At 69.7% G+C, this 26,634-nt stretch carries 23 protein-coding genes; 9 read left to right on the plus strand and 14 right to left on the minus strand.

From position 1 onward, the window contains the following. Positions 1-919: hypothetical protein (locus STSP_RS34495; RefSeq protein WP_198547509.1), on the minus strand; the 919-nt coding region annotated here is incomplete at its 3' end. A 629-nt stretch (positions 920-1,548) separates the two neighbouring features. On the opposite strand from STSP_RS34495, the gene STSP_RS34500 reads away from it, so the two are divergent. Then, the gene (locus STSP_RS34500; RefSeq protein WP_198547510.1) at positions 1,549-2,799 is read left to right on the plus strand and encodes a pyridoxal phosphate-dependent aminotransferase; all 1,251 of its coding nucleotides are present in this window, start codon (positions 1,549-1,551) and stop codon (positions 2,797-2,799) included. A gap of 33 nt (positions 2,800-2,832) precedes the next feature. Here the strand turns inward: STSP_RS34500 and STSP_RS34505 are convergent, their stop codons facing one another. The 3 genes from STSP_RS34505 to STSP_RS34515 are packed head-to-tail and all read right to left on the minus strand — an operon-like array spanning position 2,833 to position 4,712. Further along, a complete protein-coding gene (locus STSP_RS34505; protein WP_067284981.1) occupies positions 2,833-3,432 on the minus strand; it encodes a hypothetical protein in 600 nt (199 codons plus the stop codon). A 21-nt stretch (positions 3,433-3,453) separates the two neighbouring features. After that, positions 3,454-4,404: a WXG100 family type VII secretion target gene (locus tag STSP_RS34510; protein ID WP_067284982.1), complete on the minus strand. Its 951-nt coding sequence runs from the start codon at positions 4,402-4,404 to the stop codon at positions 3,454-3,456. Beyond that, a complete protein-coding gene (locus tag STSP_RS34515; protein ID WP_067284983.1) occupies positions 4,404-4,712 on the minus strand; it encodes a type VII secretion target in 309 nt (102 codons plus the stop codon). Before STSP_RS34515 ends, STSP_RS34510 begins: the two co-directional genes overlap by 1 nt. Before the next feature lie 382 nt (positions 4,713-5,094). Here STSP_RS34515 and STSP_RS34520 point away from each other — a divergent pair, with 382 nt between their 5' ends. Continuing rightward, entirely contained in the window at positions 5,095-6,207 is a 1,113-nt protein-coding gene (locus STSP_RS34520; protein ID WP_107441486.1) for a hypothetical protein, read from the plus strand. A gap of 22 nt (positions 6,208-6,229) precedes the next feature. Here the strand turns inward: STSP_RS34520 and STSP_RS34525 are convergent, their stop codons facing one another. Both STSP_RS34525 and clpB read right to left on the minus strand, forming a co-directional pair. Further along, positions 6,230-6,760 (minus strand): YbjN domain-containing protein, encoded by a 531-nt coding sequence (locus STSP_RS34525; RefSeq protein ID WP_067284984.1) that lies wholly within the window; start codon positions 6,758-6,760, stop codon positions 6,230-6,232. 152 nt (positions 6,761-6,912) lie between these two features. Continuing rightward, the gene (clpB, locus tag STSP_RS34530; RefSeq protein ID WP_067284985.1) at positions 6,913-9,510 is read right to left on the minus strand and encodes an ATP-dependent chaperone ClpB; all 2,598 of its coding nucleotides are present in this window, start codon (positions 9,508-9,510) and stop codon (positions 6,913-6,915) included. A 142-nt stretch (positions 9,511-9,652) separates the two neighbouring features. On the opposite strand from clpB, the gene STSP_RS34535 reads away from it, so the two are divergent. Then, positions 9,653-10,066 (plus strand): pyridoxamine 5'-phosphate oxidase family protein, encoded by a 414-nt coding sequence (locus tag STSP_RS34535; RefSeq protein WP_067284986.1) that lies wholly within the window; start codon positions 9,653-9,655, stop codon positions 10,064-10,066. A 141-nt stretch (positions 10,067-10,207) separates the two neighbouring features. Here the strand turns inward: STSP_RS34535 and STSP_RS34540 are convergent, their stop codons facing one another. Further along, a complete protein-coding gene (locus STSP_RS34540; RefSeq protein ID WP_067284987.1) occupies positions 10,208-10,537 on the minus strand; it encodes a Rieske (2Fe-2S) protein in 330 nt (109 codons plus the stop codon). A 339-nt stretch (positions 10,538-10,876) separates the two neighbouring features. Here STSP_RS34540 and STSP_RS34550 point away from each other — a divergent pair, with 339 nt between their 5' ends. The 5 genes from STSP_RS34550 (at position 10,877) to STSP_RS34570 (ending at position 15,944) form a co-directional block, all read left to right on the plus strand. Further along, positions 10,877-11,821 carry a helix-turn-helix transcriptional regulator gene (locus STSP_RS34550; protein ID WP_078067750.1) on the plus strand — a complete coding sequence of 315 codons (945 nt, stop codon included), beginning with the start codon at positions 10,877-10,879 and terminating at the stop codon, positions 11,819-11,821. 91 nt (positions 11,822-11,912) lie between these two features. Then, a complete protein-coding gene (locus STSP_RS34555; RefSeq protein WP_067284988.1) occupies positions 11,913-13,463 on the plus strand; it encodes a circularly permuted type 2 ATP-grasp protein in 1,551 nt (516 codons plus the stop codon). Between the two features lie 74 nt (positions 13,464-13,537). Then, positions 13,538-14,470 carry an alpha-E domain-containing protein gene (locus tag STSP_RS34560; protein ID WP_067284989.1) on the plus strand — a complete coding sequence of 311 codons (933 nt, stop codon included), beginning with the start codon at positions 13,538-13,540 and terminating at the stop codon, positions 14,468-14,470. A 5-nt stretch (positions 14,471-14,475) separates the two neighbouring features. Continuing rightward, complete coding sequence (locus STSP_RS34565; protein WP_232789911.1) at positions 14,476-15,366, plus strand: transglutaminase family protein; 891 nt, start codon at positions 14,476-14,478, stop codon at positions 15,364-15,366. A gap of 161 nt (positions 15,367-15,527) precedes the next feature. Further along, complete coding sequence (locus tag STSP_RS34570; RefSeq protein WP_067284990.1) at positions 15,528-15,944, plus strand: VOC family protein; 417 nt, start codon at positions 15,528-15,530, stop codon at positions 15,942-15,944. 56 nt (positions 15,945-16,000) lie between these two features. Here STSP_RS34570 and STSP_RS34575 read toward each other — a convergent pair whose 3' ends face one another. Then, entirely contained in the window at positions 16,001-17,497 is a 1,497-nt protein-coding gene (locus STSP_RS34575; RefSeq protein ID WP_067284991.1) for a hypothetical protein, read from the minus strand. Positions 17,498-17,961: 464 nt separating this feature from the next. On the opposite strand from STSP_RS34575, the gene STSP_RS34580 reads away from it, so the two are divergent. Continuing rightward, positions 17,962-19,932 (plus strand): fibronectin type III domain-containing protein, encoded by a 1,971-nt coding sequence (locus tag STSP_RS34580; protein WP_067284992.1) that lies wholly within the window; start codon positions 17,962-17,964, stop codon positions 19,930-19,932. Between the two features lie 60 nt (positions 19,933-19,992). Here STSP_RS34580 and STSP_RS34585 read toward each other — a convergent pair whose 3' ends face one another. The 6 genes from STSP_RS34585 to STSP_RS34610 all read right to left on the minus strand — a co-directional run bounded on the left by STSP_RS34585 (position 19,993) and on the right by STSP_RS34610 (position 26,556). Then, entirely contained in the window at positions 19,993-20,445 is a 453-nt protein-coding gene (locus STSP_RS34585; RefSeq protein ID WP_067284993.1) for a heat shock protein transcriptional repressor HspR, read from the minus strand. A 5-nt stretch (positions 20,446-20,450) separates the two neighbouring features. Next, the gene (gene dnaJ, locus STSP_RS34590) at positions 20,451-21,626 is read right to left on the minus strand and encodes a molecular chaperone DnaJ (protein WP_067284994.1); all 1,176 of its coding nucleotides are present in this window, start codon (positions 21,624-21,626) and stop codon (positions 20,451-20,453) included. Between the two features lie 54 nt (positions 21,627-21,680). Next, positions 21,681-22,358 (minus strand): nucleotide exchange factor GrpE, encoded by a 678-nt coding sequence (gene grpE, locus STSP_RS34595; protein ID WP_067284995.1) that lies wholly within the window; start codon positions 22,356-22,358, stop codon positions 21,681-21,683. Beyond that, positions 22,355-24,205 (minus strand): molecular chaperone DnaK, encoded by a 1,851-nt coding sequence (dnaK, locus tag STSP_RS34600; RefSeq protein ID WP_067284996.1) that lies wholly within the window; start codon positions 24,203-24,205, stop codon positions 22,355-22,357. The genes grpE and dnaK overlap by 4 nt, the downstream gene beginning before the upstream one ends. 271 nt (positions 24,206-24,476) lie before the next feature. Beyond that, positions 24,477-25,055 carry an arsenate reductase/protein-tyrosine-phosphatase family protein gene (locus tag STSP_RS34605; RefSeq protein WP_067284997.1) on the minus strand — a complete coding sequence of 193 codons (579 nt, stop codon included), beginning with the start codon at positions 25,053-25,055 and terminating at the stop codon, positions 24,477-24,479. A 16-nt stretch (positions 25,056-25,071) separates the two neighbouring features. After that, entirely contained in the window at positions 25,072-26,556 is a 1,485-nt protein-coding gene (locus STSP_RS34610) for a polysaccharide biosynthesis tyrosine autokinase (protein WP_067284998.1), read from the minus strand. Positions 26,557-26,634: the final 78 nt, after the last annotated feature.

The raw sequence follows: 26,634 nt of genomic DNA on the forward strand, positions 1-26,634 counted from the left end.
CCGGCACCCCCTCATCGGTGCTCGCGCTGTCGTCCACCGCGTTCGGCACGGTGTTCGGATCCGGCTCGGTCGCGACGACGTTGATCGCGTGGACGGAAGTCGAATAGTCGCTGTTGTAGTGGTAGGACGAACCAGAGAAGTCGTAGACCAGCATGGAGAGCGTGCTGCTTCCCGCACCAATCACTTTGACGCGCACCGTCACGTCGAAGGTACCGCCTGCTTTGTCGGCCCCAGCGCAGCTGCGATAGCCGGCCGCTGTGGGGTCGCTGACCCAGCCGCAGGCGTCGACGTAGAACTGGGAGACCGACTGACCGCTCTCGACGTTCATCTCAACGGACTGCACCTCGAAGATCGTGGGGTCGAAAAAGGCTTGGGCAGCTAGTTGTTCGTAGGTCGTGGAGGTCATCCCGGTGAAGGTGTACGTGTAGGTCTGACCTACGGTGGCGGTCGTCTCGCCGGTCGATCCGGTGATGGTGTTCCGGTTCTGGCTGACCAGCCTTTCGACGTAGATCTCGCGGGGGGTGGGGGTGGACACCGAGCCGACGCCCGCCGCGGTCGCGGTGATGTGGAACTGTCGTGCCTGGTCGAAGGAGGACGCCTGCGGCAGCACCTCCACCCCGAACCACGCCGACGCACATTCACTCGGCTCCAAGTCGGGCAACGCTCTGACGGCCGGTCCCTGGAGGGAGATAGCGGGGTTCGCGGTGTCCCAGGACCATTGCGCCTCGACGCCGGTCGCCGGAGCATCACCCGTGTTACACACCCGTGCGCCGATGTGGAACCGGTTCGGGCCGCTGGCCGGATTGTTGGAATCCAGGCCCACGACGTTCCACTCGAGCGGGGTGATGCTCAGTGCGGGGGCGGCGGCATGAGTGGCAGGCGTGCCGATCCAGAGCATGCCGAGGATGGCAGCTGCCACGACTCTGAGAGCTCTCCCGGCGCTGGATGTGGGAGGGGGCGAAGGGTGCGTCATGGCGGCGCACTCTACGCAAATAGGGACATAACTGGCGCCCGAAATACGAGGACAGAGCGCTTCCACCCGGTTGTGTGGCACAGGTCTGGCCAAATAGCTGATGCCGATCCTCCGAGCGGGCGCCTTGTCCTGCGCCGGTGCTGGCCCGGCTAAGGCGAGAGCGCCCCCGCGCTCGTGAAGGAGACCGGCGGCGTCTTGCGATCGCCTCGGCCGTGGCGAACGCGCTTCGTCAACTATGGGCAAATATGTGGTGAGATAGACCTAAAGCCCAGCCCAGACGGTGTCTGAGCTGGGCTTTCTCGTTTACCGAATGCGGCAAGTGACCTTGCATCGCCCGGCGCCAGTACGGTTATGCGGGGCCCAACACGAAGGGAACCGGACCCTCCGTCCGGCTCCCTGACCTCGCGTTTGACGTAGACGGCCGGGCCGTCTGTGGGCCGTCCGAGGGGGGCCAACGACGACCGACAACGACAGACAACGACGGTCCTACCCCTGCTCAGCAACGGTGCGTCCGGTACCGACCCAGGTGCCGATTCCCGAACGTAAGTTGAGGAAGTCCAGAGCTTCGGCGCAGGATGGCCGCCATGACCTCCTCTTCCGGCTCCCCAGACCCGTCCGGCGCGCAGCGGCGCCCGCTGCTCAACCGCCGTCTGGCCGAGTTCGGTACGACGATCTTCGCGGAGATGTCCGCGCTCGCCGTACGGACCGGCTCCATCAACCTCGGCCAGGGCTTCCCCGACACCGACGGCCCGGAGGAGGTCCGCGAGGCCGCGGTCAGGGCGCTGCGCGACGGGCGCGGCAACCAGTACCCGCCGGGTCCGGGCGTGCCGGAGCTGCGCCAGGCCGTCGCCACGCACCAGCAGCGGCGGTACGGACTGTCGTACGACCCCGACACCGAGGTCCTCGTCACGGCGGGCGCGACCGAGGCCATCGCGGCCGCGCTGCTGGCGCTCCTCGAGCCGGGCGACGAGGTGGTGGCGCTCGAGCCGTACTACGACTCGTACGCCGCGTGCATCGCGATGGCGGGCGGCACCCGCGTGCCCGTCACGCTGCGCCCACACGAGGGCACGGATGGCGACGGCGGCGCGGTGCACCGGCGGTTCCGGCTGGATCTCGACGAGCTGCGCGACGCGGTCACGGGCCGCACGCGCGTGCTGCTGATCAACACCCCGCACAACCCGACCGGCACGGTGCTCACCCGCGAGGAGCTCTCCGCGATCGCGGAGCTGGCCGTGGAGCGCGATCTCCTCGTCGTCACGGACGAGGTGTACGAGCATCTGGTCTTCGACGACGCGGAGCACATCCCGCTCGCCACGTTCCCCGGGATGCGTGAGCGCACGGTCACCATCGGTTCTGCGGGCAAGACCTTCTCGTTCACGGGGTGGAAGGTCGGCTGGGTGACGGCCCCGGCGGAGCTGGTCGGCGCGGTCCGCTCGGCCAAGCAGTTCCTGACGTACGTCTCGTCGGGCCCGTTCCAGTACGCGGTGGCCGAGGCCCTGGCGCTCCCCGACGCGTACTTCGAGAGCTTCCGGCAGGACCTGCAGGCCAAGCGCGACCTGCTCAGCGAGGGGCTGGCTGAGGCGGGGTTCGCCGTCTACCGGCCGGCGGGCACGTACTTCGTGACGACCGACATCCGGCCGCTCGGCGAGTCGGACGGTTTCGCGTTCTGCCGGGCGCTGCCGGAGCGCGCCGGTGTCGTCGCCATCCCCAACGCCGTGTTCTACGACCACCGGGCCGCGGGTGCGCCCTTCGTCCGCTTCGCGTTCTGCAAGCAGAGGGAGGTCCTCGAGGAGGCCGTGAAGCGCCTGCAGCACCTGGCGTACTGAGCTCAGAACCGGGAGAGCACCGAGCTCCTCGGATCACTTACTCGGGGCCGGCGCGAACTGGGACAGCACCTGCTGCCAGGTCTGGCCGATGAGCACCAGGTCGGCCCAGGAACCGTCCGCGAAGTGGAACCGCAGAGTGGCCTTGTGCGGCATGCCCCCGGCCCACTCGAGGTGCTCGATGCCACGGACCTGTTCCTTCGGCAGGGACCAGCCCGTCTCGGAACCCAGCTCGCCGACGTACACGAGGTGGAGTCCGGTACGGCCGGACACCAGGAAACGCCGTGCGGAGGTGTGGTGAGCCGCAACCAGTGAGCCGGCGATGCTCCCCCAACCCCCGTGCAGCGCACGCCTCTTGCGGCGGAAGGAGATGGTGTCCAGGAGCCAGTCGAAGAAGTTCCCGATCGGATCGGTCACGTAGTAGACGGGGGCGAACACGAACCAGAACAACCGGTCCAGCAAGCCCTTTTTCGGCTTCTGGACCACACCAGGATTCGGCCACCTGCGACGCGGCGGCGTCTTCGCGCGCCCCGTGCCCTGACTCGGCCCGAACACCACTGGCTGGTCAACGCCGGCCAGCGCCGCCTCGACCTGGCCACGCAGCTCCTGCGCCACCTGCTCCGCCTTGTTACTCATCACGCTCTCTGCCCCAAACCCTCAACCGAAGTCCTTTTCGACCTTCTCCTTGGCCGAAAGCCCGTCGTTCATGCGGTCCTCGAAGCGACGGGAGGCATCCTGCGGAAGGGGGTCCTTCGGCGCGACGCCGGGGGCGCCTTCGGGGCCGTAGTTCTCGTAGCCCTGCCTGAGCACGTCGCCCGTCTCGACGCCGAGCAGCGGGTACAGGACCTCCTTTTTCACCGTACGTTTGGCCATCCAGTACTGAGCGGCTGCCTGGAGGTCGTCCTTCGAGCCGCCCTCGATACCGTCGAACTTCCCGCGGTACCGCTTGAGCGCGTTGCGGTGGCTCATCGGGTTCTTCTTGTCGTTGAATTTCCTCAGCGTCGTGCGGAGCTTCGCCATCTTTCGCAGGGCCTGCATCCGCTTCGCCAGGTCGGCCAGAGTGTCGGCGAGCTTCGCCGTGATCTGCACGGCCTTCAAAGCCTTGTGTGCGATCCCCGCAGCGGCGATCAGGGGCCCGATCGCGGCAGCCGCACCCGCTGTGAGCACGGACAGGACCGCGGTCGTCGCGGCCGCGGCCAGAGCAGCCTGAACGATCTCCACGATCAGGTCGATCATGAGCTGCTCGGCCTCAGCGCACGCCCCGGCCGCGGTCTCCAGCAGCTCGGCGATCTGGTCCATGTCCGCGGCCTCACCCTCGAGGGCCTCCTCGAATGCGGACATCTCCTTGTGGAAGGCGTCTGCCGCCTCCCCGGCCCAGGCGCCGTTGAGACGCTTCCGTTCAAACTTGAGGTCGTCCACGACACCGCGCAGATCCCGGGCCGCATCCCGGTAATCTCCGGCGACCTGCATGAGACGTTCGTTGTCGCCGGACACCTTCTCCAGGTCGTCCTCAAGGCCGAACTGCTTGATGATCCCGCGAACGGCCTCATCGAGCACGTCCGAGAACGGCCCGGAGATGCTGATCCCGAGCTTGCTGAGGATGTCCATCACTGGCCCCCGAAGCTCACGTTGATGTCGTCCTCGGTCTGGTCGTACGCGTTCGCCGTGTCCCTCATCGCGTCCACGATGGCTTCCAGGGTGCTGGCCGCGTCCTTGAGGTCATCCATCGAGTCACTGCGCTGTTTTTCGTAGTCCTTCGCCAGCTCGTCGGACTCGGGCAGCCTCCCGAAGGCCCCGGGCGACAGCGTCACCTGGTCAATCTTGTTGCGGATGCGCCGGATCCGCTCCACATCCTTATCAACGTTCCTCGCATACGTCCGCAGAGCCTGCGGATCCACATCGAACTGCGCAGACAACGTCGCTCCCCCATCGCCCCGGCTCTTGGTCGTCCCCCAACGCTAGCGCCACAGCCGCAGCGGAATAACCCTGCGCGTTCGGACTCCGTCACCGTGCCCGGGGCGCTGCGCCCTTCGTCCGCTTCGCGTTCTGCAAGCAGAGGGAGGTCCTCGAGGAGGCCGTGAAGCGCCACAGGTCGTAGGCGACCGGCCGTGGGCGGCGGCGCACCCGACTGGGGGATTTCCGGTCGCGCTGGCGTGTCGGTCGACGGAAGGTGCGGATGTGACCTTCCCGCGCACTGTTGCCCCTGCTCCGCTCGAGGCGGCCGGTACCGCGAGTTGTGCCCACCCGTTCCTTCGCCAGCGCCTCAAGCGCCTGGCGGGACCCCGGACGGAACGCCTCATGGCGACGGCGGCCACGGCTCTCGGGCTGTTCGTGGCTGCCCGGCTGTGCGGCGCGCTCGTCCTCGCCGCCGCCGCGCACCTCACCGGCAAGAGCACGTTCGCGCTGCTCGGACGGTCCTGGGACTCCCTGTGGTACCTCGGGATCGCCGCCCACGGCTACGGCCGCACCCTGCACTTCCAGCCGGGTGTCGTCCACAGCGACCTGGCGTTCTTCCCGCTCTACCCCGGTCTCGTGCGGATCGTCACGACCGTCGTCCCGGTCAGCGGAGGCGCCGCCGGACTGCTGGTGTCATGGACGGCCGCCATGGCCGCCGCATGGGGCATGTACCGGGTCGGGGTGCTCCTGCACGGGCACGGCGCGGCCACCCTGCTGGTCCTTCTGTGGGGCCTGCTCCCCCACTCGGTCGTCCTCTCCATGGCCTACACCGAGCCGGTGCTCACCGCCTTCGCCGCCTGGTCGCTGTACGCGGTGCTCACCGGGCGCTGGCTGTGGGCAGGGGTCCTGGCGGCCCTCGCCGGGGCGTCGCGGCCGAACGGGTTCGCGGTGGCCGCCGCGGTCATCGCAGCGGCGGGCTGTGAGGTGTGGAAGCGCCGCGGCCGCGTTCCCCACAGCCTGTGGACGGGCGCCGCGATCGCACCGGTCGGCTGGTGCGCCTTCGTCCTGTGGGTGGGATTCCGCAAGGGCGATCCGCTCGGCGGCTACTTCGCGGTGCAGCGCGGCTGGGGCTCCCGCTTCGACTTCGGCGCCGACTCGCTGCTTTTCGTACGGCATCTGCTGCTCGAAGGCGACCGGCTGGTCTTCCCCGTGACGATGGTGATCGTCGCGGCCGGCGTGCTCCTGTACGCGCTGCTGATCGCCGACCGCGCTCCGCTTCCGCTGCTCGTCCACAGCGGCGCCCTGCTGCTGATCACCGTCGCCGGCTCGGGGTTCTTCGAGTCCAAGCCGCGCTTCCTGCTGCCGGCGTTCCCGCTGCTGCTGCCGCTCGCGTGCGCGCTCGCGCGAACGGCGAGAGCCCGGCCGGTGCACGCCGTCCTGGTGGTCGGCGCCCTGGCCGGGCTCTCGATGGCGTACGGCACGTATCTGGTCGCGATCGCGGATACGCCTCTGTGACGCCGAGCGTGATCTACGGGATCTACTCGTCGTCCTCGGGCTTCTCGGTGTTGTCGATCTCCTTCTCGAGTCCCAGCTGCTCGACGAGCCAGCGGTCGAACTCGATGGCGGCCCGCACCCAGCTGACGGTCGACGACACGAAGTGCTCCAGGCTGACGCCGGTGCCGACCAGCATCTGCGCCTCGCCGATGAGCCGGACCGTGCCGTCGTCGTGCGTGTGGCTGTAGACCTTGGGCCACAGGGTGCGGCGGTTCCAGTCGTCGATGGACTCGAGCAGCTGCGGCTTCTCGTCGATCTGGTGCGGCCGGTCGTAGAACGTACGCACAGAGAAGACCTGCTGGTCGCCCTCGCCGCGGAACATGAAATACGTACGGAACTGCTCCCACGGCGCCGCGAGGTCACCCTCGTCGTCGACGACGTACTTCAGCTCCATCTGGTCGAGGAGCTGCTTCACGAGGTCCTGATCCGGGACGACAGGGCCGGCCGGTCCTTGGGGCTGCTGCGGCCCCGGCTGGCCCCCGAAGTTCGGAATCGAGGACGGGTCGATGCTCACCGTGTTTTTCCCTTCGTACGGATCCCGCCATCCTCCCTCAGGAGGGGCGGGGCATGGCAAGCCCCGCCCCCGGTGGTTCGGGCATCTGTGGCCGGATTCCGCTCAGAGCGTCCGAGCGTCCCCGGCCGGAAGGGCCTCCGGTGACCCGCAGGTCAGAGCGTCTTGCCCGTGGCCGGGCCGACCAGCAGGCCGTCGCCGAACGTGTCCACCCTGACCGTGTCGCCGTCCTTGACCTCACCGGCGAGGATCTCCTTCGCGAGCCGGTCGCCGATGGCGGTCTGCACGAGGCGGCGCAGCGGCCGTGCCCCGTACGCCGGGTCGTTGCCCTCGTCCGCGAGCCAGGCGAGCGCCTCGGGGGTGACGTCCAGCTGGAGCCGCCGTTCGGCCAGCCGCTGGGCGAGCCGGTCGATCTGGAGCTTGGCGATGCGCTGCAGCTCGTCCTTGTCCAGGGCGGAGAAGACCACGATGTCGTCGAGCCGGTTGAGGAACTCCGGCTTGAAGGACGCGCGGACGATCTCCAGGACCTGCTCCTTCTTCTCCTGCTCGCCGGTCGTCGGATCGACCAGGAACTGACTGCCGAGGTTGGAGGTCAGGACGAGGATGGTGTTGCGGAAGTCCACCGTCCGCCCCTGGCCGTCGGTCAGCCGCCCGTCGTCGAGGACCTGCAGCAGGATGTCGAAGACCTCGGGGTGCGCCTTCTCGACCTCGTCCAGGAGGATCACCGAGTACGGGCGACGGCGTACCGCCTCCGTCAGCTGGCCACCCTCCTCGTACCCGACGTAGCCGGGAGGCGCGCCGACGAGACGGGCGACGCTGTGCTTCTCGCCGTACTCGCTCATGTCGATGCGGACCATGGCCCGCTCGTCGTCGAAGAGGAAGTCCGCGAGGGCCTTGGCCAGCTCGGTCTTGCCGACGCCGGTGGGGCCGAGGAAGAGGAACGAGCCGGTGGGCCGGTCCGGGTCGGCGATGCCGGCGCGGGTGCGGCGTACCGCGTCGGAGACCGCCCGCACCGCCTCGCTCTGGCCGATGAGGCGCTTGCCGATCTCGTCCTCCATGCGCAGCAGCTTCTGCGTCTCGCCCTCCAGCAGGCGGCCTGCGGGGATGCCGGTCCAGGCGCCGACCACCTCGGCGATGTCGTCGGAGCCGACCTCCTCCTTCACCATCGTGTCCTTGGCGACCTCCTCCTCGGCCTCCGAGGCGGCCTCCAGCTCCTTCTCCACAGCCGGGATCTCGCCGTACAGCAGCTTGGACGCGGTGTCGAAGTCGCCGTCACGCTGGGCGCGTTCGGCCTGGCCGCGCAGGTCGTCGAGCTTCTCCTTCAGCTCACCGACGCGGTTGAGGGACTGCTTCTCCTTCTCCCAGCGTGCCGTGAGACCGCGCAGCTCCTCCTCCTTGTCGGCGAGGTCGCGGCGCAGCTTCTCGAGGCGCTCACGCGATGCCGGATCGGTCTCCTTCTCCAGCGCCAGCTCCTCCATCTTCAGCCGGTCGACCGCGCGCTGGAGCTCGTCGATCTCGACGGGGGACGAGTCGATCTCCATACGGAGGCGGGACGCGGCCTCGTCGACCAGGTCGATGGCCTTGTCGGGCAGGAACCGCGAGGTGATGTACCGGTCGGACAGGGCGGCGGCGGCCACCAGGGCGCTGTCCGCGATCTGCACCTTGTGGTGCGCCTCGTACCGCCCCTTGAGGCCGCGGAGAATCGCGATGGTGTCCTCGACCGTCGGCTCACCGACGAAGACCTGCTGGAAGCGGCGCTCCAGGGCCGGGTCCTTCTCGATGCGCTCGCGGTACTCGTCGAGCGTCGTCGCGCCGATCATGCGCAGCTCGCCGCGCGCCAGCATGGGCTTGAGCATGTTGCCCGCGTCCATCGAGGAGTCGCCGCCGGCGCCCGCACCCACGACGGTGTGCAGCTCGTCGATGAACGTGACGATCTGCCCGTCGGAGTCCTTGATCTCGGCGAGGACGGTCTTCAGCCGCTCCTCGAACTCTCCGCGGTACTTGGCGCCCGCGACCATCGCGCCGATGTCCAGCGCCACGAGCCGCTTGTTCTTCAGCGACTCGGGGACGTCGCCCTTCACGATGCGCTGGGCGAGGCCCTCGACGACGGCGGTCTTGCCGACGCCGGGCTCGCCGATGAGCACGGGGTTGTTCTTCGTACGGCGGGACAGCACCTGCACGACGCGGCGGATCTCCTGGTCCCGCCCGATGACGGGGTCGAGCTTCCCCTCGCGCGCGGCCGCGGTGAAGTCCGTGCCGAACTTCTCCAGGGCCTTGTACTGACCCTCCGGGTCCGGTGTGGTCACGCGGCGCCCTCCCCTCGTCTTCTGGAAAGCGTCCAGCAGCTTCTTGGCGGTCGCGCCCTGCCGGGAGAGCAGCTCCCCGGCCTGGCCGCCCTTCGCTGCGATGCCGATGAGCAGGTGCTCCGTGGAGATGTAGTCGTCGCCGAGGCTCTTCGCGCGCTCCGTGGCGTCGGCGATGACGGCCAGCAGGTCGCGGTTGGGCTGCGGCGGTGCGACCGTGGACCCGGTGACGCTGGGCAGCGCGGAGAGCAGGCGCTCGGTGCCCGCGCGCACGGCGGCCATGTCGGCCTCGACCGCGGCGAGCAGGTCGGTGATGTTCTCGTTGTCCTGCCCCTCGAGCAGCGCGAGGAGCAGGTGGGCAGGGGTCAGATCCGGGTGCCCGTCGGTCACGGCCCGGTTGCTGGCCGCGCCGAGCGCGTCCCGGCTCCTGTTGGTCAGCTCGGCGTCCACGTTCGCTGTCTCCTCCTTGCGTCAGCCCATCCTTGATGTGACTAGGGCAACGTACACAAAGTTGAGTCTATTCCACTCAAGGCGGCCTCGGAAGCGAACCGGGACCCAGGAAGCAGAGACCCGTTGAAGTAGATTCGAACTCATGGCCGCGTACCCCGTCGATCCGCTCCGTCCCGACCCCGCCTACCTCAGCTTCTGGCGCGAGCGTCACCTGTGCACGTTGACAACGCTCCGGCCCGACGGCACGCCGCACGTGGTGCCGGTCGGCGTGACGTACGACCCGGAGGCGGGCCTGGCACGCGTGATCACGAACAAGTCGAGCGCGAAGGTGGGGCACGTGCTGGCCGCCGGGCCGGAGGGCGCGCGGGTCGCCGTGTGCCAGGTCGACGGCCGCCGGTGGGCGACCCTCGAGGGGCGCGCGACCGTACACACGGAGGCGTCGCGCGTCGCGGAGGCGGAGCGCCGCTACGCCGAGCGCTACGGCCGCACCCCGTCCCCGAACCCCGACCGCGTGGCGATCGAGATTCGCCTGACGACGGCGATGGGCCGCGGCTGACCCGGACCGCCTCCGCTGTGGGCAGTCAGGGGGGTGAAGCCGCGCGCAGCGCAAACTGCAGCGGCGCCACCGTGTTCAGGTCACGGTGACGCCGCTGCGGGGGGAAGCACCTGAGCGATCTGTTACGACGGGGGAATCGCGTCAGGCACTGCGGGGGGTGGCGGAAATGGTTTCTGGTGCCTCCTGCTCGACCGGCTGATGGTCCCGCTGGTCGAGGTTCACAAAGATCATTCCGTACCGGACCGCACACCGCACGGGCCGTGGTGCACCCCGCGGCCGCCGCAGGCACCGGTACGCCCGTACGTCCTCGTCCTCCTCGCGCACGACGACGATCGACTCACCGACTAGCGTCACCATCAACGAGTCGCCGCGGTGCGGAATCGCCGTGACGAGATCGATGAAGTGCCAGCCCGATCGATAGGCGGTCGCCATTTCGCGGCGGAAGATCCGGTCGTCGGGTGGGATGGTCATGCGTCCGCGCCCACCGGGGCCGCGTCCCAAGCGAGGTCCGGCGGCGCGATCGCGACGTTCACGTCGGCCGGCGCGCTGTCCCAAGCGAGATCCAGGGGGCTCACTGCGCCGAAGAGCAATCCAGCGGAGAAGGCTACGGCAAGCACCGAGCGAAGCATTTTCTTGCACATAGTGGGCTTCGTCCTCACTTCCCAGATGTCTCTCCCCCGCCCTCAAGACGATGGCTCATCAACCCACGTCAAAGCCACAGAAGCGATGCATCATGTTCCTGCACGTTCAGGACCCTGAGGGGGGGAAATCTTGCCCAAAACAACTACACACCGGACACATCCCCATGGGCTGACCGAACTGTGCGATGCAGGGAAGCGTTTGTACGCCGACGCACTGCGCCTGGGGCGCATAGGGCGCACGGAGATCGCACCCGCGCCCTGCCTCCTGGAGTTCGCGCTCCTGCACCCCGATCCGGACGACCCCGACTGGCTCCGCCCAGTTCCACCCACGGCGGCGCTGGCGCAGAGACTGCACCCCATCGAGCGCGAGATCCAGGAGCGCAGGGCCCTCGCCATCGAACTGACCGACTCCTTCGAGCCGTTCATGGGCATCAGCGCCCAGGACCCTCAGGCCACCGCTGCGGTGACGGTGCTCGAAGGCATCGAGCGGATCAACGAGGCCATAGACCTCGCGATGACCGAATGCCAGTCCGAGGTGCTCACCGTGCAGCCGGGAGGCGGGCGCAGCGAACACGCGCTCGGCACGGCGCTGAAGCGCGGCCAGGCCATGATCGAACGCGGCATCTCGATGCGCACGCTGTACCAGCACACCGTCCGGCACAGCCAGGGAACCCTCGCCTACGCCGAGATCATGGCCAAGGGCAAGGTGGAGATACGCACCCTCGAAGAACTCATAGAACGCCTCATGATCTTCGACCGGACCGTGGCGTTCATCCCCGCCCGCGACGACCGCCGCGTCGCCCTGGAGCTGCGCCACCCCGGCCTGGTCGAGTACCTCGCGAAGGTCTTCGAGCAACTCTGGCGCCGTGCGGTCCCCTTGCTCGACGAGCCTCCCTACGCCCCGGCCACGGACGGCATATCCGGTGTCCAGCGGTCCATAGCCAAGCTCCTGGTCGAGGGCCACGTCGACGAGGCCATAGCCCGCCGCCTCGGCATGAACGTGCGCACGTGCCGTGCCCACATCGCCAAACTCGCCGCCACCCTGGGCAGCGGCAGCCGGGCACAACTCGGGTATCTCATCGCGCAGTCAGGGCTCCTGGAAGAGCACGACTGAGCGAAAGTAGTCCCCATCGGTCCGCACCCTCGTGAGCTGCCGGAAACCACCGGGTGACCGGGATGTTACGTATGACATCTAACGTCGCGCCATGGCGGACATATTTGACGCATACGCGTTGGCCGATGCATGGGACGAAATGTTTGAGCGGCCGGGTGAAGTCAGGACCGCCTATGAGCCGGTGCTGGCCGCACTGCAGCCGATGGATCCGGCCGAACTGCGGTTCCGGGCCGACCAGATGGCACGGTCGTTCACCGACCGGGGCGTGACCTACGCCTTCGCGGGCGAGGAGCGGCCCTGGCCGCTGGACCTCGTGCCGCGCATACTCGACGCGCTCGAGTGGGACCTGATCTCGCGTGGTGTGGCCCAGCGTGTGAAGGCGCTGGAGGCGTATCTCGCCGATGCCTACGGGCCGTGCCGGGCCTTCGAGGACGGTGTGGTGCCGTGGCGGCTGCTGCTGAACTCACCGCATTTCCATAGAGCGGCGGGCCCCGTCGAGCCACCGGGCGGGGTGCGTATCCACGTCGCCGGCATCGATCTCGTCCGGGACGAGCAGGGCGATTTCCGGGTGCTCGAGGACAACGTACGGGTGCCGTCCGGGGTTTCGTACGTCATCGAGAACCGGCGTGCGATGACCCGGATCTTCCCGTCGCTCTTCGCCGAGCAGCATGTGCTGCCGGTCGACGGCTACGGACAGCGGCTGCTGGCCGCGCTGCGGGCGGCCGCGCCGGACGGGGTCACCGATCCCCGGGTGGTCGTGCTGACACCCGGCCCGAACAACGCGGCGTACTTCGAGCACGCCCTGCTGGCGCGGCTTATGGGTGTGCAGCTGGTGGAGGGGCACGATCTCGTCTGCCGGAACAACCGGGTGTGGATGCGGACGACGCGCGGTGAGATGCCGGTCCATGTCGTATACCGGCGGCTCGACGACGACTTCCTCGATCCGCTGCACTTCCGCCCGGACTCGGTGATCGGCTGCCCGGGCATCATGAGCGCCGCGCAGGCGGGCACGGTCACGCTCGCGAACGCGGTCGGCAACGGTGTCGCGGACGACAAGCTGCTCTACACGTACGTGCCGGACCTCATCCGCTACTACCTCTCCGAAGAACCGATTCTGCCGAATGTGGAGTCCTACCGGCCGGACGAGCCGGGGCAGTTGGAAGCCGTACTGGACCAGCTGGACCAGCTGGTCATCAAGCCGGTCGACGGGGCCGGCGGGCAGGGCATCGTCATCGGACCGCAGGCCGACAAGGCCACGCTCGACCGGGTCCGCAAGGAGGTCGTGGCCGATCCGCGCGGGTGGATCGCCCAGCGACCCGTCGCCCTGTCCACCTCGCCGACCCTGGCGGGCGACGGCATGGCGCCGCGCCACATAGACCTCCGCCCGTTCGCCGTGAACGACGGCCGCGACGTGTGGGTGCTGCCCGGCGGCCTCACCCGGGTGGCGCTGCAGGAGGGCAACCTCATCGTCAACTCCAGCCAGGGCGGCGGCTCCAAGGACACGTGGGTCCTCACGGACGGCGGCCCGGCGTCCGCGGCGGACCCGGAACCGGCCGGCACACCACCGCCGGTCGCACCCCGCCAGCTGGGACCCGACGGCACCACCCCCAAGGGCGTACAGGAAGGGGCGCAGCAGCAGTGAAGACCATCCCTGCAGGACCGCCGGGACCGCCGGGACAGACGTCCGGACAGCCCTCTGCCACAGGAGGCACCGCCGTGAACGACGTGATCCTCTCCCGCATCGCCGAGGCCCTCACCTGGACCGGCCGCTACGTCGAGCGTGCCGACGCCACCGCCCGCATCCTCGACGCGTATCTGCACCGCCTCCTCGAGGACCCGTGGCGCGACGAGGACACCGCGTGCCGCTCGCTGTACGCGATCCTCGGGCTGGACGCGGGCGGCGAGCCCGTCGACATGCAGCAGGTCCTCGACCAGCTGGCCTTCGACGCCCGCTCCACCGGCTCCATCGAGGGCGCGCTCGGCGCGGCCCGGCTCAACGCCCGCAGCGCCCGCGAGGCCGTCTCCTCCGAGATGTGGGAGTGCCTCAACTCCACCTGGCACGCGCTCGCAGACCAGCGCACGGCGGCGCGGCGGACCGGCCCGTACGCGTATCTGGAGCTGGTACGCCGCCGGGCCGCGCTCTTCTTCGGCCTTGCGGACTCGACGATGAGCCGGGACGACAGCTGGCGCTTCGTGGTCCTGGGCAGGAGCCTGGAGCGCGTCGACATGACGGTCAGGCTGCTGTCCGTACGCGTCCTGGACGCCGCCCACGCCCCCGACTGGCCGACGCTGCTGAGCGCGAGCGGCGCGGACGAGGCGTACGCGCGCGTGTACGGCGGTTTCGGCGACACCCCGAGGGTGGCCGAATTCCTCATCCTCGACCGGGACTTCCCGCGCTCGGTGCTGCACGCGCTGACGACCGCGGAGGAGTGCCTGACCGCGCTCGGCCGCCCGCGCCAGGACCCGGCGCGCCGCCCGATAGGCCGGATGCGGACGCGCCTCGAGTACCTGGACTCGGCCGCACTGGAGGATGGCCTTCCGCATCTGCTGCGCGACCTGCAGCAGGCGTGCATGGCCTCCGCGGAGGCGGTCGCGGAGAGGTTCTTCCCGTATCAGGGCCCGGTCGAGTGGGCCCGGGAAGGAGCGTGAGCGGGATGACGGGAAGGACGACGACCGTGGACATGATGAGCATGATGGGGCAGCGGACGAGCAGGCTCCGGATCAGGCACGAGACGCGGGTGTCGTACGCGCAGGCGGCGATCTCCTCGCACAACGAGGTCAGGATGACCCCGCTGACCCTGCCGGGCCAGACCACCCTGGACGCGCGCGTGACCATCAGCCCGGCGACGGCGACGTGGGCGTACTGGGACTACTGGGGCACCCAGGTCACCGGCTTCGACCTGATGGAGCCGCACGAGGACCTGACGATCACGGCACTGAGCCTGGTGGAGACCTCGCCTCCGGCGCCTCTGCCTACGCCGCCCACGTGGACGGAGGTGGCCGAACAATCGTCGAGCTCACGCCTGTTGGAGTACGCGGTTCCCACGCGGCGTACCGCCGTGACCGAGGAACTGACCGATCTGGCCCGTGCCACGGCCGACGGCCTGGACCCGCACGAGACGGCGGTCGCGGTCTCGAACCTCGTGGCCGACCGGGTCGCGTACGTCCCCGGCGCGACGGGCGTCCAGACCGTCGCCACCGAGGCCTGGGAGCAGGGCGCGGGCGTCTGCCAGGACATCGCCCACCTCACGGCGGGCCTCCTCCGCGCCCTCGGCCTGCCCACCCGCTACGTCTCCGGCTACCTCCACCCGGAGCGCGACGCGGAACTCCACCGCCCGGTCGCCGGCCAGAGCCACGCCTGGATCGAGTACTGGGCGGGCGACTGGTCCGGCTACGACCCGACGAACCGCACCCGCGCGAACGAGTCCCACGTGATCGTGGGCCGGGGCCGGGACTACGACGACGTGACACCGCACAAGGGGGTGTACCGGGGGGTGGCGGGCGGACCGCCGGAAGTGCTGGTGGAGTTCACGCGGGTGGCGTGAAGCGCTGAGAAGGCGCGGGGGCGATCACGCCGTGACATACCAGTTGTCGTCAGTGGCCTGATTCTCGTCGTTGATCGCCCGCCACCGCGCTGCAACCCTGGTCGCCGCAGACCCGGCGCCGCCCTGACGCCGGGCGGTCGGTGAGAAGGGGGAGGACGAGAATGCAGTTCACCTTGGTCGGCATGGCCGTGGCGGCGGAGGATCCGGCGCGCAGCGCCGCATGGTTCAGTGCACACTTCGGGTTCAAGGTCGGCATCGACCTGGGGTGGTACGCGAACACCCAGCACCCCGAGCACGCGAACCTGAGCCTGGACTTCGTCCAGCGCGACCACGAGTCGTGGCCGGCGGCGACGCGGGGCAAGGCGGTGGTCGGCACGCTCCTGGCGTTCCTGGTCGAGGACGTCGACGCCGAGTACGAGCGGTTGGGGACGGCCGGACTCGAGGTGGTCCTGCCGCTGGTCACCGAACCGTGGGGTCAGCGCCGGTTCCAGGTCGCCGGGCCCGACGGGCTGCTGGTGGAGGTGCTGCAGACGGTGGCACCGGATCCGCAATGGCTGGCCGACAACGGCTTGGCCTGACGAGCGGAAGAGCAGCGCCGCCGCCTGCACCCGACGATCAAGAACCCGAGCCGGGACTAGCAGAACCCGAGCCTCCCGAACCGCGACCCCCACACCGTCGCGTTCACATGGCGCTCGTTCACGATCCACGCCCGCTGGCCGACGGGGCAGGTGCTCGTTCCGACCGGGTCGATCGAGACGGCGGAGTAGTCGCCCCAGCGTTCGACGGTGTCGGAGGACGGGTTGTACGCCGTGGAGGCTCGGGCGAAGGTCGTGCCGCCGGTGACGTTCGCGGTGTCGGTCGCGAGGCGGCCGCTGCCCTTCATCGTCGCGTGGTGGGCGGCTCCGCTCGCGACACTCGTGGAGGTCCAGGTGAAGAACATCCGCCCGATCGGGTTCGCCGAGGTGCCTCCCACCGCCGACCCCGCCACCGAAGGATTGAAGTCGTCCGAGGTGGCGGACTCGAGGACGTATCCGGAGCGGCCGGCAGGGACGGTGTTCGTGGCCGTGTCGATCTGGTACCACTTCGCCGTCGGGCGGTTGCCCGCGTTGATGGTGTGGACGTTCAGCAGGTGGCTGCCGATCTGGGTGCTGACGTTCTGGAAGCGGGCGTTCAGGGTGTCGAGCCGGTCGGTCGTACCCGGCTGGCGGGCGTCCGGCGGGACGGCGAACGCCGACACCGGCACAAAGGCCTGGAGCACGATGGCCGGGGCGCTTCTGCCGAGGCCCGTGGCGCGGAACAGCCTCAGACGGGTGGGATCGCCGGCACTCGCCGACACGAGGAACGCGTGCGCGTTGTCGTCTTCCACGATCGGAGGCGCCACGGTCCCCGGCGTACCGAGGTCGAAGTACGGACGGCCGAACGAACGGCCGTTGTACGCGGCCGCCTTGGGGATGCCGAACGCCCGGGAGCGGACGTAGGTGGTCCCGCTGAAGATGTTGGCGGTGACGATCAGCGCGTCCTGGTCCATGCCGAGCTGGGGGTAGTCGAAGAAGTCACCCGCCGGCTCCGGCACGTCGAACCTGTAGAGGTAGTACGCGCCCGTGGGGTCGGAGGTCCTGGACACGCCGAGGAAGACGTTCTGGACCGTCGAGCTCTCCTGGAAGGCCACGGCGAAGACGACCCAGCGGTCCCACCTCCGGTCGTACACGATCCGGGGATCGAAGATCGTCCTGGCCGTGTAGCCGAAGAAGCTGTTGAGCGTCGTGTTCTTGACCAGGGCACCGTCCGACTTCCGGAAGACGCCCACCCCCCTGTGGTTGGTGATCTCGACGAAGTGGTTCACGCCGACGGCTCCGTGGGTGTCCGGCGGGCGGGCGCAGCACGAACCCGCGTTCAGGCCCTCGAAACCGGCCTGGGCGGCGGGCGGGACCAGGCGCCGGGGCATGTCACCCGTTCCGTCCTCCGGGCGCTCCTGCGGTCTGAGCCTCATGGACCTGCGCAGCTGCTCCTCGGTCTCCGTGGGCCTGGGCCCGAGCGGCGGCGGCTGCGCGGGACGGAAGTGCCCGGAGGGAGTGGCGATCCTCGCCTCGGGCGCCCGGATCTCGTCCGTGGCCTCGATGGCTCGCTCCACGGAGGGTTCCTGAGCCTTCGTCGGGCCAGGCGCGAGGCCCAGCAGCAGCCCGAGCACGACCGGCAGGACGGTCAGGACGGGCAGGAGGTGACGCGCTCTTCGGCTGACCGCTCTTCGGCTGATCGTTCTGCGCCTGATCGTCACAGTGGGACCTCTTCTCGTCACCGAGGGATGCGCATCGCCGCGTACGGATAGGCGCCCTGCCGGACACCTTGGTGAGCGAGCCGAGGTCAGAGTCGGAACGACCGGGCGATTCCTCCCGATGTCACCCTTTCCAGCCAGGTTGTGGGCTCCGATCAGCGCTGGTCAGTGTCCGGTATCAGCCGCTAAAGTGCCCCCACCGGCGGACTCTTCAGCCCCACCTGACCCGCAGGTCCCCCCACGGTCCCGCTGTCCCGCCTCACCCGCCCGCGCGCCACGGCATCCCACGCCGCTGTCGGTCCGGGCCTGAAAGAGCCTCACACGTGACCACTCGTGCCCGTACGACCGCCGTGTCCGCGGCGGTCGTCCTCGCCACCGCGGGCGGCCTGCTCACCGCGGTCTCCGCCTCCGCCGCCGTAAGCTGCACGTCCCCCGTCTACAAGCGGCAGTTCTTCGCGAACACCACCTTCTCCGGTACGCCGAAGAAGACCGACTGCGACTCGAAGATCGACCAGAACTGGGGCACCGGAGCCCCGGCTTCGGGTCTGCCCAGCAACAACTTCGGCGTCCGCTGGACCGTCACCCGCGACTTCGGCTCCGGCGGCCCGTTCGCCTTCTCGGTCGAGTCGCGCGACGGCATCCGGGTCTACCTCGACGGCGTCCGCAAGGTCGACCTCTGGAAGAACGTCTCGACGACGCAGAAGAAGACCGTCAACGTCACCATCCCCTCCGGCAAGCACACGCTCCGGATCGACTTCGTCAACTGGACCGGCGCGGCGAACGTCAAGTTCACCTATGCGCCGAGGACTTCTGCGGACGTCGACAAGGTCAAGCCCCTGGCGCCGACGGGGTTCACGGCCGCGTACGCGAACGACACCCAGCAGGCCAAGCTCACCTGGTCGAAGAACGTCGAGATGGACCTGGCCGGATACCGCGTCTACCAGCGCGTGGCGGGCACCACCAGCTGGCTGATCCTGCGCGAGCTGGGGGCCACCACCACCTCGTACACCGACACCCCGCCCGCCACCGGGGAGACGTACGAGTACATGGTCCGGGCGTACGACAAGGCCAGGAACTACTCGGCCGACACCTCGCGCGCCACGGTGACCAGCATCGCCGTCACCACGCCGACCGGCCTCACCGCCACCGGTACCGACGCCGGGATCGCCCTGCGCTGGGACGCGGTGCCCGGGGCGGTCAAGTACCGGGTGGTCCGCTCGTCGCACTACATCGACGGGGGCGCCACCTGGCAGCCCACCGGAACCTCGCTCACCGACACCAGCGTGACCCGCTCCGCCCAGCACGAGTACCGGGTCGCCGCGATCGACGCGAGCGGCCGGGTCACCGCCTACTCCACGGCCAAGACCGCCCGCCGCCTGGTGGCCGCGCCCACGATCGGCAAGGCCTTCCCGCACACCAGCGCGGTCACCGTGACCTGGGACGCGGACCACAAGACCGGCGGGTCTTACTCGGGCTTCCGGATCTACCGCGCCACCGGCACGAGCACCGACTGGGTCGAGGTGACCGAGCGCTGCCACTGGACCGAGCGCGAACTCCCCGACGGCACCGACCAGTACCTGTGCACCGACTGGTCCGCCGGCACCAACACCGCGTACCGCTATGCCGTCAGCGGCTACGACGTCAACGACAGGGAGGGCCTGCGCAGCGGCGAGGTGACGGCCACCACCGGCACCGACAAGCAGGCGCCCGCGGCTCCGGCGTCCGTGACCGCGACCACCGAGGACTGGGGCACGACCCTGACCTGGTCACAGGTGGCCGACGCCGATCTTGACGAGTACAGCGTGTGGCGTGGCACCACCGTCGACGGCGTCTGCACGGACACCGAGAAGCTCGGCGACACCCGCGTGACCGAGACGTCTTGGCGGGACGTCAACGTCGCGGACGGCGAGAGCCTCTGCTACGTCGTGCGGCCCGCCGACTTCGCGGGCAACCTCAGCGCAGGCACCACCGTCCACGTCACCGAGCACGATCTGCGGCCCACGGTGGAGACCCCGGCCGGGGCCACCCACGCCGCCTACGCATCGCTCTCCGCCATCGGCAATGTGCAGGTGAGCGCCTGGTCGCCCGCGGGCACGGAGGAGTACGCGAGTTTCCGGGCCGCCCGCTGGAACCCGGGGACCGCGACCTTCGACGCGCTGCCCGCCTCCGACCCCCTCTACGACGCGAGCGTCCCGACCGGAACGTCCCTGTGGTACCAGGTCGTCGGCGTCCACGAGGACGGCACCACCTCGCTGCCGGTCCTGGTCAGCGTGGCCGTACCGCCGTCCTCCTGACGGCATGACGAAGGGGCCCGGAGGTTCGGCCTCCGGGCCCCTTCGCATGGTTGACGTGCGTCAGTCGGACTGCTGCTGCCGCTTCGGCCGCCACACCACCAGCGCGCTGGTCTGCTGCACCTCCTGGTACGGCACCAGATCCCGCCGGTACGACGCATGGACCGCCGCCTCACGCTGCCGCATCGCCGCCGCCGCTCCGTCCAGCGCGTCCTCGAGCTCCGCGACGCGCTGCTGGAGCGCGACGACCTGGTTCTCCAGCTCGATGATGCGCTTGATGCCGGCCAGGTTGATGCCCTCGTCCTGCGACAGCTGCTGCACCTGGCGGAGCAGCTCGATGTCACGGGCCGAGTAGCGCCGGCCCCGGCCCGCCGTGCGGTCGGGGGAGACCAGGCCGAGACGGTCGTACTGCCGCAGGGTCTGCGGGTGCAGCCCGCTGAGCTGGGCCGCCACCGAGATGACGTACACCGGCGTCTCTTCGGTCAGTTCGTAAGGGTTCCGCCGACGGCTGTCCATGTGCGTCATGCTCCCTTCGCGGCCTGGAACAGCTCCGCCCGCGGGTCGTCGCCCGCGGTCGCCTCGCGATACGCCTCCAGGGCGTCCCGAGCCTTGCCCGTCACATCCTTCGGCACGGCGACCTCGACCGTGACCAGCAGGTCGCCGCGGGTGCCGTCCTTGCGGACCGCGCCCTTGCCGCGGGCGCGCATCGTGCGCCCGTTGGGCGTGCCCGGCGGCAGCTTCAGCGTGACCGGCGGACCGCCGAGCGTGGGCACCTTCACCTCACCACCGAGCGCGGCCTCCGCGAAGGTGACGGGCACCGTGACCGTGAGATTGTCGCCCTTGCGGCCGAAGACCGGGTGGGCGTCGACGTGCACGACCACATACAGGTCGCCCGCCGGGCCGCCCCGCTCGCCGGGTGCGCCCTTGCCGCGCAGCCTGATCCGCTGGCCGTCCGTCACCCCCGCGGGGATGCGGACCTGCATGGTGCGGGACGACTTGGCGCGGCCGCTGCCGTTGCACTCCAGGCAGGGGTGCTCGGCGATCAGGCCGCGGCCCTTGCAGTCGGGGCAGGGGTCGGTGAGCGAGAAGCCGCCGCCCGAGCCGCGCGCCACCTGGCCGGTGCCAACGCAGGTCGGGCACACGCGCGGCGTGCCGTTCTTGTCGCCGGTGCCGGAACAGGCCTTGCACGGCGCCTGCGAGGACATCCGCAGCGGGACGGTCGCGCCGTCCACCGCCTCCGTGAAGCTCAGCGTGACCTCGGACTCGATGTCCTGGCCGCGCCGCGGCTGCGTCCGCGTGCCCGCGCCGCCGCCGCGGTTGAACAGTCCCCCGAAGACGTCACCGAGACCGCCGCCGAATCCCCCGGCGCCTCCGCCCTGGGCGCCTCCGCCGAAGAGGTCGCCCAGGTCGAAGTTGAACGTTCCGCCCCCGGCGCCCGGACCCGGACGGAACCCGCCGTTGCCGAAGAGGGCGCGCGCGTCGTCGTACTCCTTGCGCTTCTTGGGGTCGCCGAGGACGTCGTTCGCCTCGGAGATCTCCTTGAAGCGCTCCTCGGCCTTGGCGTTGCCCTTGTTGGCGTCCGGGTGGAACTCGCGGGCGAGCTTCCGGTACGCCTTCTTGATCTCGGCTTCGGTGGCGTCCTTGGGGACGCCGAGGACCTTGTAGTAGTCCTTCTCGATGAAGTCCTTGGTGCTCATCCCCGACGTCCCTCCTTCCTCGTCCGTACGGCGATCCGTACTGTGCGTATGACGTCAGCCCTCGTCCGGGCCACCGTTCTCCTTGCCCGTCGCGTCCGTCGCTTCCGAAGACCCGTCGCCCGCCTCGGCCTTGTCGGCCTTGACGGTCTGCGCGCCGGGCTGCGGCTCGGCAACGGCCACCCGCGCGGGGCGGATGGTGCGCTCGCCGAACCGGTACCCCGGCTGCAGAATCGCCACGCACGTCGTCTCCGTGACGTCGGGCGCATACGAGTGCATCAGCGCCTCGTGGATCGTCGGGTCGAAGGGCTCGCCCTCCTTGCCGAACTGCTGCAGGCCCATCTTGGCGGCGACCGTCTCCAGCGATTCGGCCACCGACTTGAACCCGCCCACGAGCTCGCCGTGTTCCCGCGCGCGACCGATGTCGTCGAGCACGGGAAGGAGCTCGGTCAGGAGGTTCGCGATGGCGATCTCCTTGACCGCGATCCGGTCGCGCTCGACCCGGCGGCGGTAGTTCTGGAACTCGGCCTGCAGCCGCTGGAGGTCCGTCGTGCGCTCGGCGAGCGCGGTGCGCACCTGGTCCAGCTCGGCCGTCAGGCCTGCCGTCTGGGTTGCGTCCCCGGCCGGGGCCGCCGCGCCCTCCTTGGGCTCGGCGGCCTTCGACTCGGCGTCTTCTGCGGTGGCGCCGGAGGGGACGTCGGGCTGCTCGTCGAAGCCCGGGGTCTCCTCCGTCACGCGGCACCGTCCTTACGGTCCTCGTCGACGATCTCGGCGTCGACGACGTCGTCGTCAGCGGCCTTGGCCTGACCGGCACCGGCGTCACCGGCACCGCCCGCGGCCTGCGCGCCCTGCGCGTCGGCGTACATGGCCTGACCCAGCTTCTGCGAGACGGCCGCGACCTTCTCCGTGGCGGTGCGGATCTCGGCCGTGTCCTCGCCCTTGAGCTTCTCCTTCAGCTCCTCGACGGCGGCCTCGACCTCGGTCTTGACCTCGCCGGGGACCTTGTCCTCGTTGTCCTTGAGGAACTTCTCCGTCTGGTAGACGAGCTGCTCGCCCTGGTTGCGGGTCTCGGCGGCCTCGCGGCGGCGGTGGTCCTCCTCCGCGTACTGCTCGGCCTCCTGGCGCATGCGGTCGACCTCGTCCTTCGGCAGCGAGGAGCCGCCGGTGACGGTCATCTTCTGCTCCTTGCCCGTGCCGAGGTCCTTGGCCGTGACGTGCATGATGCCGTTGGCGTCGATGTCGAAGGAGACCTCGATCTGCGGGACGCCGCGCGGGGCCGGGGGCAGACCGGTCAGCTCGAACATGCCGAGCTTCTTGTTGTACGCCGCGATCTCGCGCTCGCCCTGGTAGACCTGGATCTGCACGGACGGCTGGTTGTCCTCGGCCGTCGTGAAGATCTCCGAGCGCTTCGTCGGGATCGTCGTGTTCCGCTCGATGAGCTTGGTCATGATGCCGCCCTTGGTCTCGATACCGAGGGACAGCGGGGTCACGTCGAGGAGCAGGACGTCCTTGACCTCACCCTTCAGGACACCGGCCTGGAGCGAGGCGCCGATCGCGACGACCTCGTCCGGGTTCACACCCTTGTTGGCCTCCTTGCCGCCGGTCAGCTCCTTGACGAGCTCGGCGACGGCGGGCATACGGGTGGAGCCGCCGACGAGGACGACGTGGTCGATCTCGCCGAGCTGGATGCCGGCGTCCTTGATCACGTTGTGGAACGGGGTCTTGCAACGCTCGAGCAGGTCGGCGGTGAGCTGCTGGAACTGGGCGCGCGTGAGCTTCTCGTCCAGGTGCAGCGGGCCCTCGGCGGACGCCGTGATGTACGGCAGGTTGATCGAGGTCTCGGTGGACGAGGACAGCTCGATCTTGGCCTTCTCGGCGGCCTCGCGGAGGCGCTGCAGGGCCATCTTGTCCTTGGACAGGTCGACACCGTGGCCGTTCGCGAACTGCTTGACCAGGTAGTCCACGACGCGCTGGTCCCAGTCGTCACCACCGAGGTGGTTGTCGCCGTTGGTGGCCTTCACCTCGACGACGCCGTCGCCGATCTCCAGGAGGGACACGTCGAAGGTGCCGCCACCGAGGTCGAAGACGAGGATGGTCTGGTCGTCCTTGTCGAGGCCGTACGCCAGGGCGGCGGCGGTCGGCTCGTTGACGATGCGCAGGACGTTCAGACCGGCGATCTCGCCGGCCTCCTTCGTCGCCTGGCGCTCGGAGTCGTTGAAGTATGCCGGGACGGTGATGACCGCGTCGGTCACCTTCTCGCCCAGGTACGCCTCGGCGTCCCGCTTCAGCTTCTGCAGGATGAACGCGCTGATCTGCTGCGGGTTGAAGTCCTTGCCGTCCAGGTTGATCTTCCAGTCGGTGCCCATGTGGCGCTTGACCGACCGGATGGTCCTGTCGACGTTGGTGACCGCCTGGCGCTTGGCGACCTCGCCGACGAGCACCTCGCCGTTCTTGGCGAAGGCGACGACGGACGGCGTGGTCCTGGCGCCCTCGGCGTTGGTGATGACGGTGGGCTCACCGCCCTCCAGAACGCTGACGACGGAGTTAGTCGTGCCCAGGTCGATGCCGACCGCACGTGCCATTTCAATTCCTCCAGCATGACTTGAGTGGAACAGGCTCAAGGATGCATGAAGGCCGGGGGCGAGTCAACAGAGCTGAGTCGAGGGGGCTCAACTTTTATCCGGGGCTTACCGGCAAGCGCGCGACGGCACCCGCGGCGCTGGCGCTGGGCACCCCGATGCTGGCATCAGGTTGGAGCTTACGCCCCTTTTGTCGGGCGAGGTCGGGCCCGAAGGCCCTCGCTGCGAGCCCTTGGGTCCATGTGAGCCGAGGCCACAGGATCCCGCGGTGGGGTCAGACGCCCCTGTCGCCGAAGAGGCTCCCAGCCGTGACGCCGGAGAGCGGCCTCGTGGAGGCCGGGTCCAGCAGCCCGGCGAGCCGGGTCACGAGGGTGTCGATCTCGTGCGCGCACGCGCGCAGGACGCCGATCGGCTGCGCCCACGGGTCCTCGACGTCGTCCTCCGGACCGGGAACCGCGCCGAGGAGGCCCCGGCGGGCGGCGGCCTCGGCGACCACGTCCCCGGTAGCCCCGTCGGCCAGCCGTACGAACTCCTTCAGCGTGAAGCAGCGGCGCATCGCCAGCGGCGAGATCCGCACCGCGGCCTCCCGGTGCTCGCGCGCGAGGCCGAGCACCAGCCCGGCCTCGCCCACGCGTTCCTCGGTGAGTGGGCGCGAGGCGAAGCCCGCACCGTCACCGCCCAGCTCCTCGAGAACCCGCCGGGTGGCCGGATCCATACCGCTGCGGTGCCGCGCCCCGGTGCCGGCGCTCTCCGGCCGCACGGGCGAGCCGGGCGCGAGCCTGGCGGCCATCAGCCGCTCGGCGAGCGCCGAGCGGTGCACGTTGCCCGTGCAGACGAAGAGCACCCTGGTCATCTGAAGCGCACCCCGGTCACTTGTCGCCCGCGAGGTGGGTCAGGGCGGGCTCGGCGGCCTCCTTGCGGCGGCCGGACGGGCGGGGCGCGGGCAGATCGCCGTAACTGCCGTAGGCGCCGTAGCCCTTGCCCTTGTTGAGCGGGGCCATGCTGAAGACGGTGCCGAGGGTGCGTACGCCCACCCGGCTGAGCGCTTCGGCGGCCGAACGGACCTGGTCGCGGCCGGTCTTCGAGGCGCGTACGACGAGCAGCGCGCCCTGGGCGAGCGGGGCCAGACCGACGGTGTCGGCGACCGGCAGCAGCGGAGCGGTGTCGACGATCACCGCCTCGTAGCGGCCCGCGAGTTCACGCAGCACCTCGCCCATCCGGTCCGACGAGAGCAGCTCCGTCGGGTTCGGCGGCACCGCGCCGCTGGTGAGCACCGACAGGCGGCTGCCCGCCTGCTGCATCACGTCCTCGATGCGCGCCTGTCCGATGAGCACGGTGGTCAGCCCGGCGTTCTGCACCAGACCGAAGGTGCGTGCCACGGACGGCCTGCGGAGGTCGGCGTCCACCAGGCACGTCACGATGCCCGCTTCGGCGAGTGAGAGCGCCAGGTTCGCCGCGGTGTTCGTCTTGCCCTCGCCGGGCACCGGGCTGGTCACGACGATCACCCTCGGCCGGTCGTCGACCTGCGCGAACTGCAGGTTCGTGCGCAGTTTGCGGAACGCCTCCGCGCGGGTCGAGTGCTTGGCGGCACCGGTGGCCAGCGGCTGCTTCGCCGCGTCCTTGTCGAACGGGATGGAACCGAGGACCGGCAGCCGGGTGAGCTCGCTCAGCGCCTCGCTGGTCTTGAGGGTGGTGTCGAGCGTCTCGCGCAGGATGACGAGCGCGGCACCGAGCAGCAGCCCGGCGAGCAGCCCGGCGGCCAGGTTCAGCAGGTGCCGAGGCGAGACGGGGACGCTGGGCGCCGTGGCCTGCTGGGTGATGCCGAGCGAGACGGGCGACACGGCGGCCGGAGGAGCCGCGGCTTCGGGGGCCGGGCCGGCAGGGGACGGCGCGGGTGCGGGCTCCGCCGCCTGCTTCGGCGTCTCCAGCTGCTCGACGACGGCGCTGAAGCGCACCGCCACGGCGTTGGCGATACGGGCCGCACGCGACGGGGACGCGTCGCGGACCGTGATGTTGATGAGCACGGTGTTGAGCGGGACGTTCGCCGAGATCTTGGACGCCAGCTGTTCCGGTGTGGTCGGCAGCCCGAGCTCGCGCACCACTGGTTCGGTCACCTGGCGGGTGGCCACGATCGCCGCGTACGACTGGACCCGGGCCTGCGAGAAGCTCTGGCCCTGGTTGAGCTCAGCGGTGTCGACACCCGACCTGGTGGCGACGAAGAGCTGAGTGCGGGCCTCGTAGACGGGTCTGATCAGCTCGTTGGCGGCCTGGCCCGCCCCGATGCCGAGCAGCAGGCAGACCAGGACGGTCGGCCAGCGTCTGGCGAGAACCTTGAGATATCCGCGGAGATCCAACGTGCACCCCTCACAGGGCTGTAGAAATGGTCTGGGTCGGCCGGATGGTCTGGGTAGGCCGGTTTGCTCCCGATGTGC

Origin of the sequence: Streptomyces jeddahensis (assembly GCF_001642995.1) — a bacterium.
Lineage (GTDB): Bacteria > Actinomycetota > Actinomycetes > Streptomycetales > Streptomycetaceae > Streptomyces > Streptomyces jeddahensis.

What these genes read in the sequence shown, in the direction of transcription:
- STSP_RS34500 (WP_198547510.1), top strand. Translation starts at nt 1,549, where the DNA reads ATGGCCGCCATGACCTCCTCTTCCGGCTCCCCAGACCCGTCCGGCGCG.
- STSP_RS34505 (WP_067284981.1), bottom strand. Translation starts at nt 3,432, where the DNA reads ATGAGTAACAAGGCGGAGCAGGTGGCGCAGGAGCTGCGTGGCCAGGTC.
- STSP_RS34510 (WP_067284982.1), bottom strand. Translation starts at nt 4,404, where the DNA reads ATGGACATCCTCAGCAAGCTCGGGATCAGCATCTCCGGGCCGTTCTCG.
- STSP_RS34520 (WP_107441486.1), top strand. Translation starts at nt 5,095, where the DNA reads ATGGCGACGGCGGCCACGGCTCTCGGGCTGTTCGTGGCTGCCCGGCTG.
- STSP_RS34535 (WP_067284986.1), top strand. Translation starts at nt 9,653, where the DNA reads ATGGCCGCGTACCCCGTCGATCCGCTCCGTCCCGACCCCGCCTACCTC.
- STSP_RS34540 (WP_067284987.1), bottom strand. Translation starts at nt 10,537, where the DNA reads ATGACCATCCCACCCGACGACCGGATCTTCCGCCGCGAAATGGCGACC.
- STSP_RS34555 (WP_067284988.1), top strand. Translation starts at nt 11,913, where the DNA reads ATGGCGGACATATTTGACGCATACGCGTTGGCCGATGCATGGGACGAA.
- STSP_RS34565 (WP_232789911.1), top strand. Translation starts at nt 14,476, where the DNA reads ATGACGGGAAGGACGACGACCGTGGACATGATGAGCATGATGGGGCAG.
- STSP_RS34570 (WP_067284990.1), top strand. Translation starts at nt 15,528, where the DNA reads ATGCAGTTCACCTTGGTCGGCATGGCCGTGGCGGCGGAGGATCCGGCG.
- STSP_RS34585 (WP_067284993.1), bottom strand. Translation starts at nt 20,445, where the DNA reads ATGGACAGCCGTCGGCGGAACCCTTACGAACTGACCGAAGAGACGCCG.
- dnaJ (WP_067284994.1), bottom strand. Translation starts at nt 21,626, where the DNA reads ATGAGCACCAAGGACTTCATCGAGAAGGACTACTACAAGGTCCTCGGC.
- dnaK (WP_067284996.1), bottom strand. Translation starts at nt 24,205, where the DNA reads ATGGCACGTGCGGTCGGCATCGACCTGGGCACGACTAACTCCGTCGTC.
- STSP_RS34605 (WP_067284997.1), bottom strand. Translation starts at nt 25,055, where the DNA reads ATGACCAGGGTGCTCTTCGTCTGCACGGGCAACGTGCACCGCTCGGCG.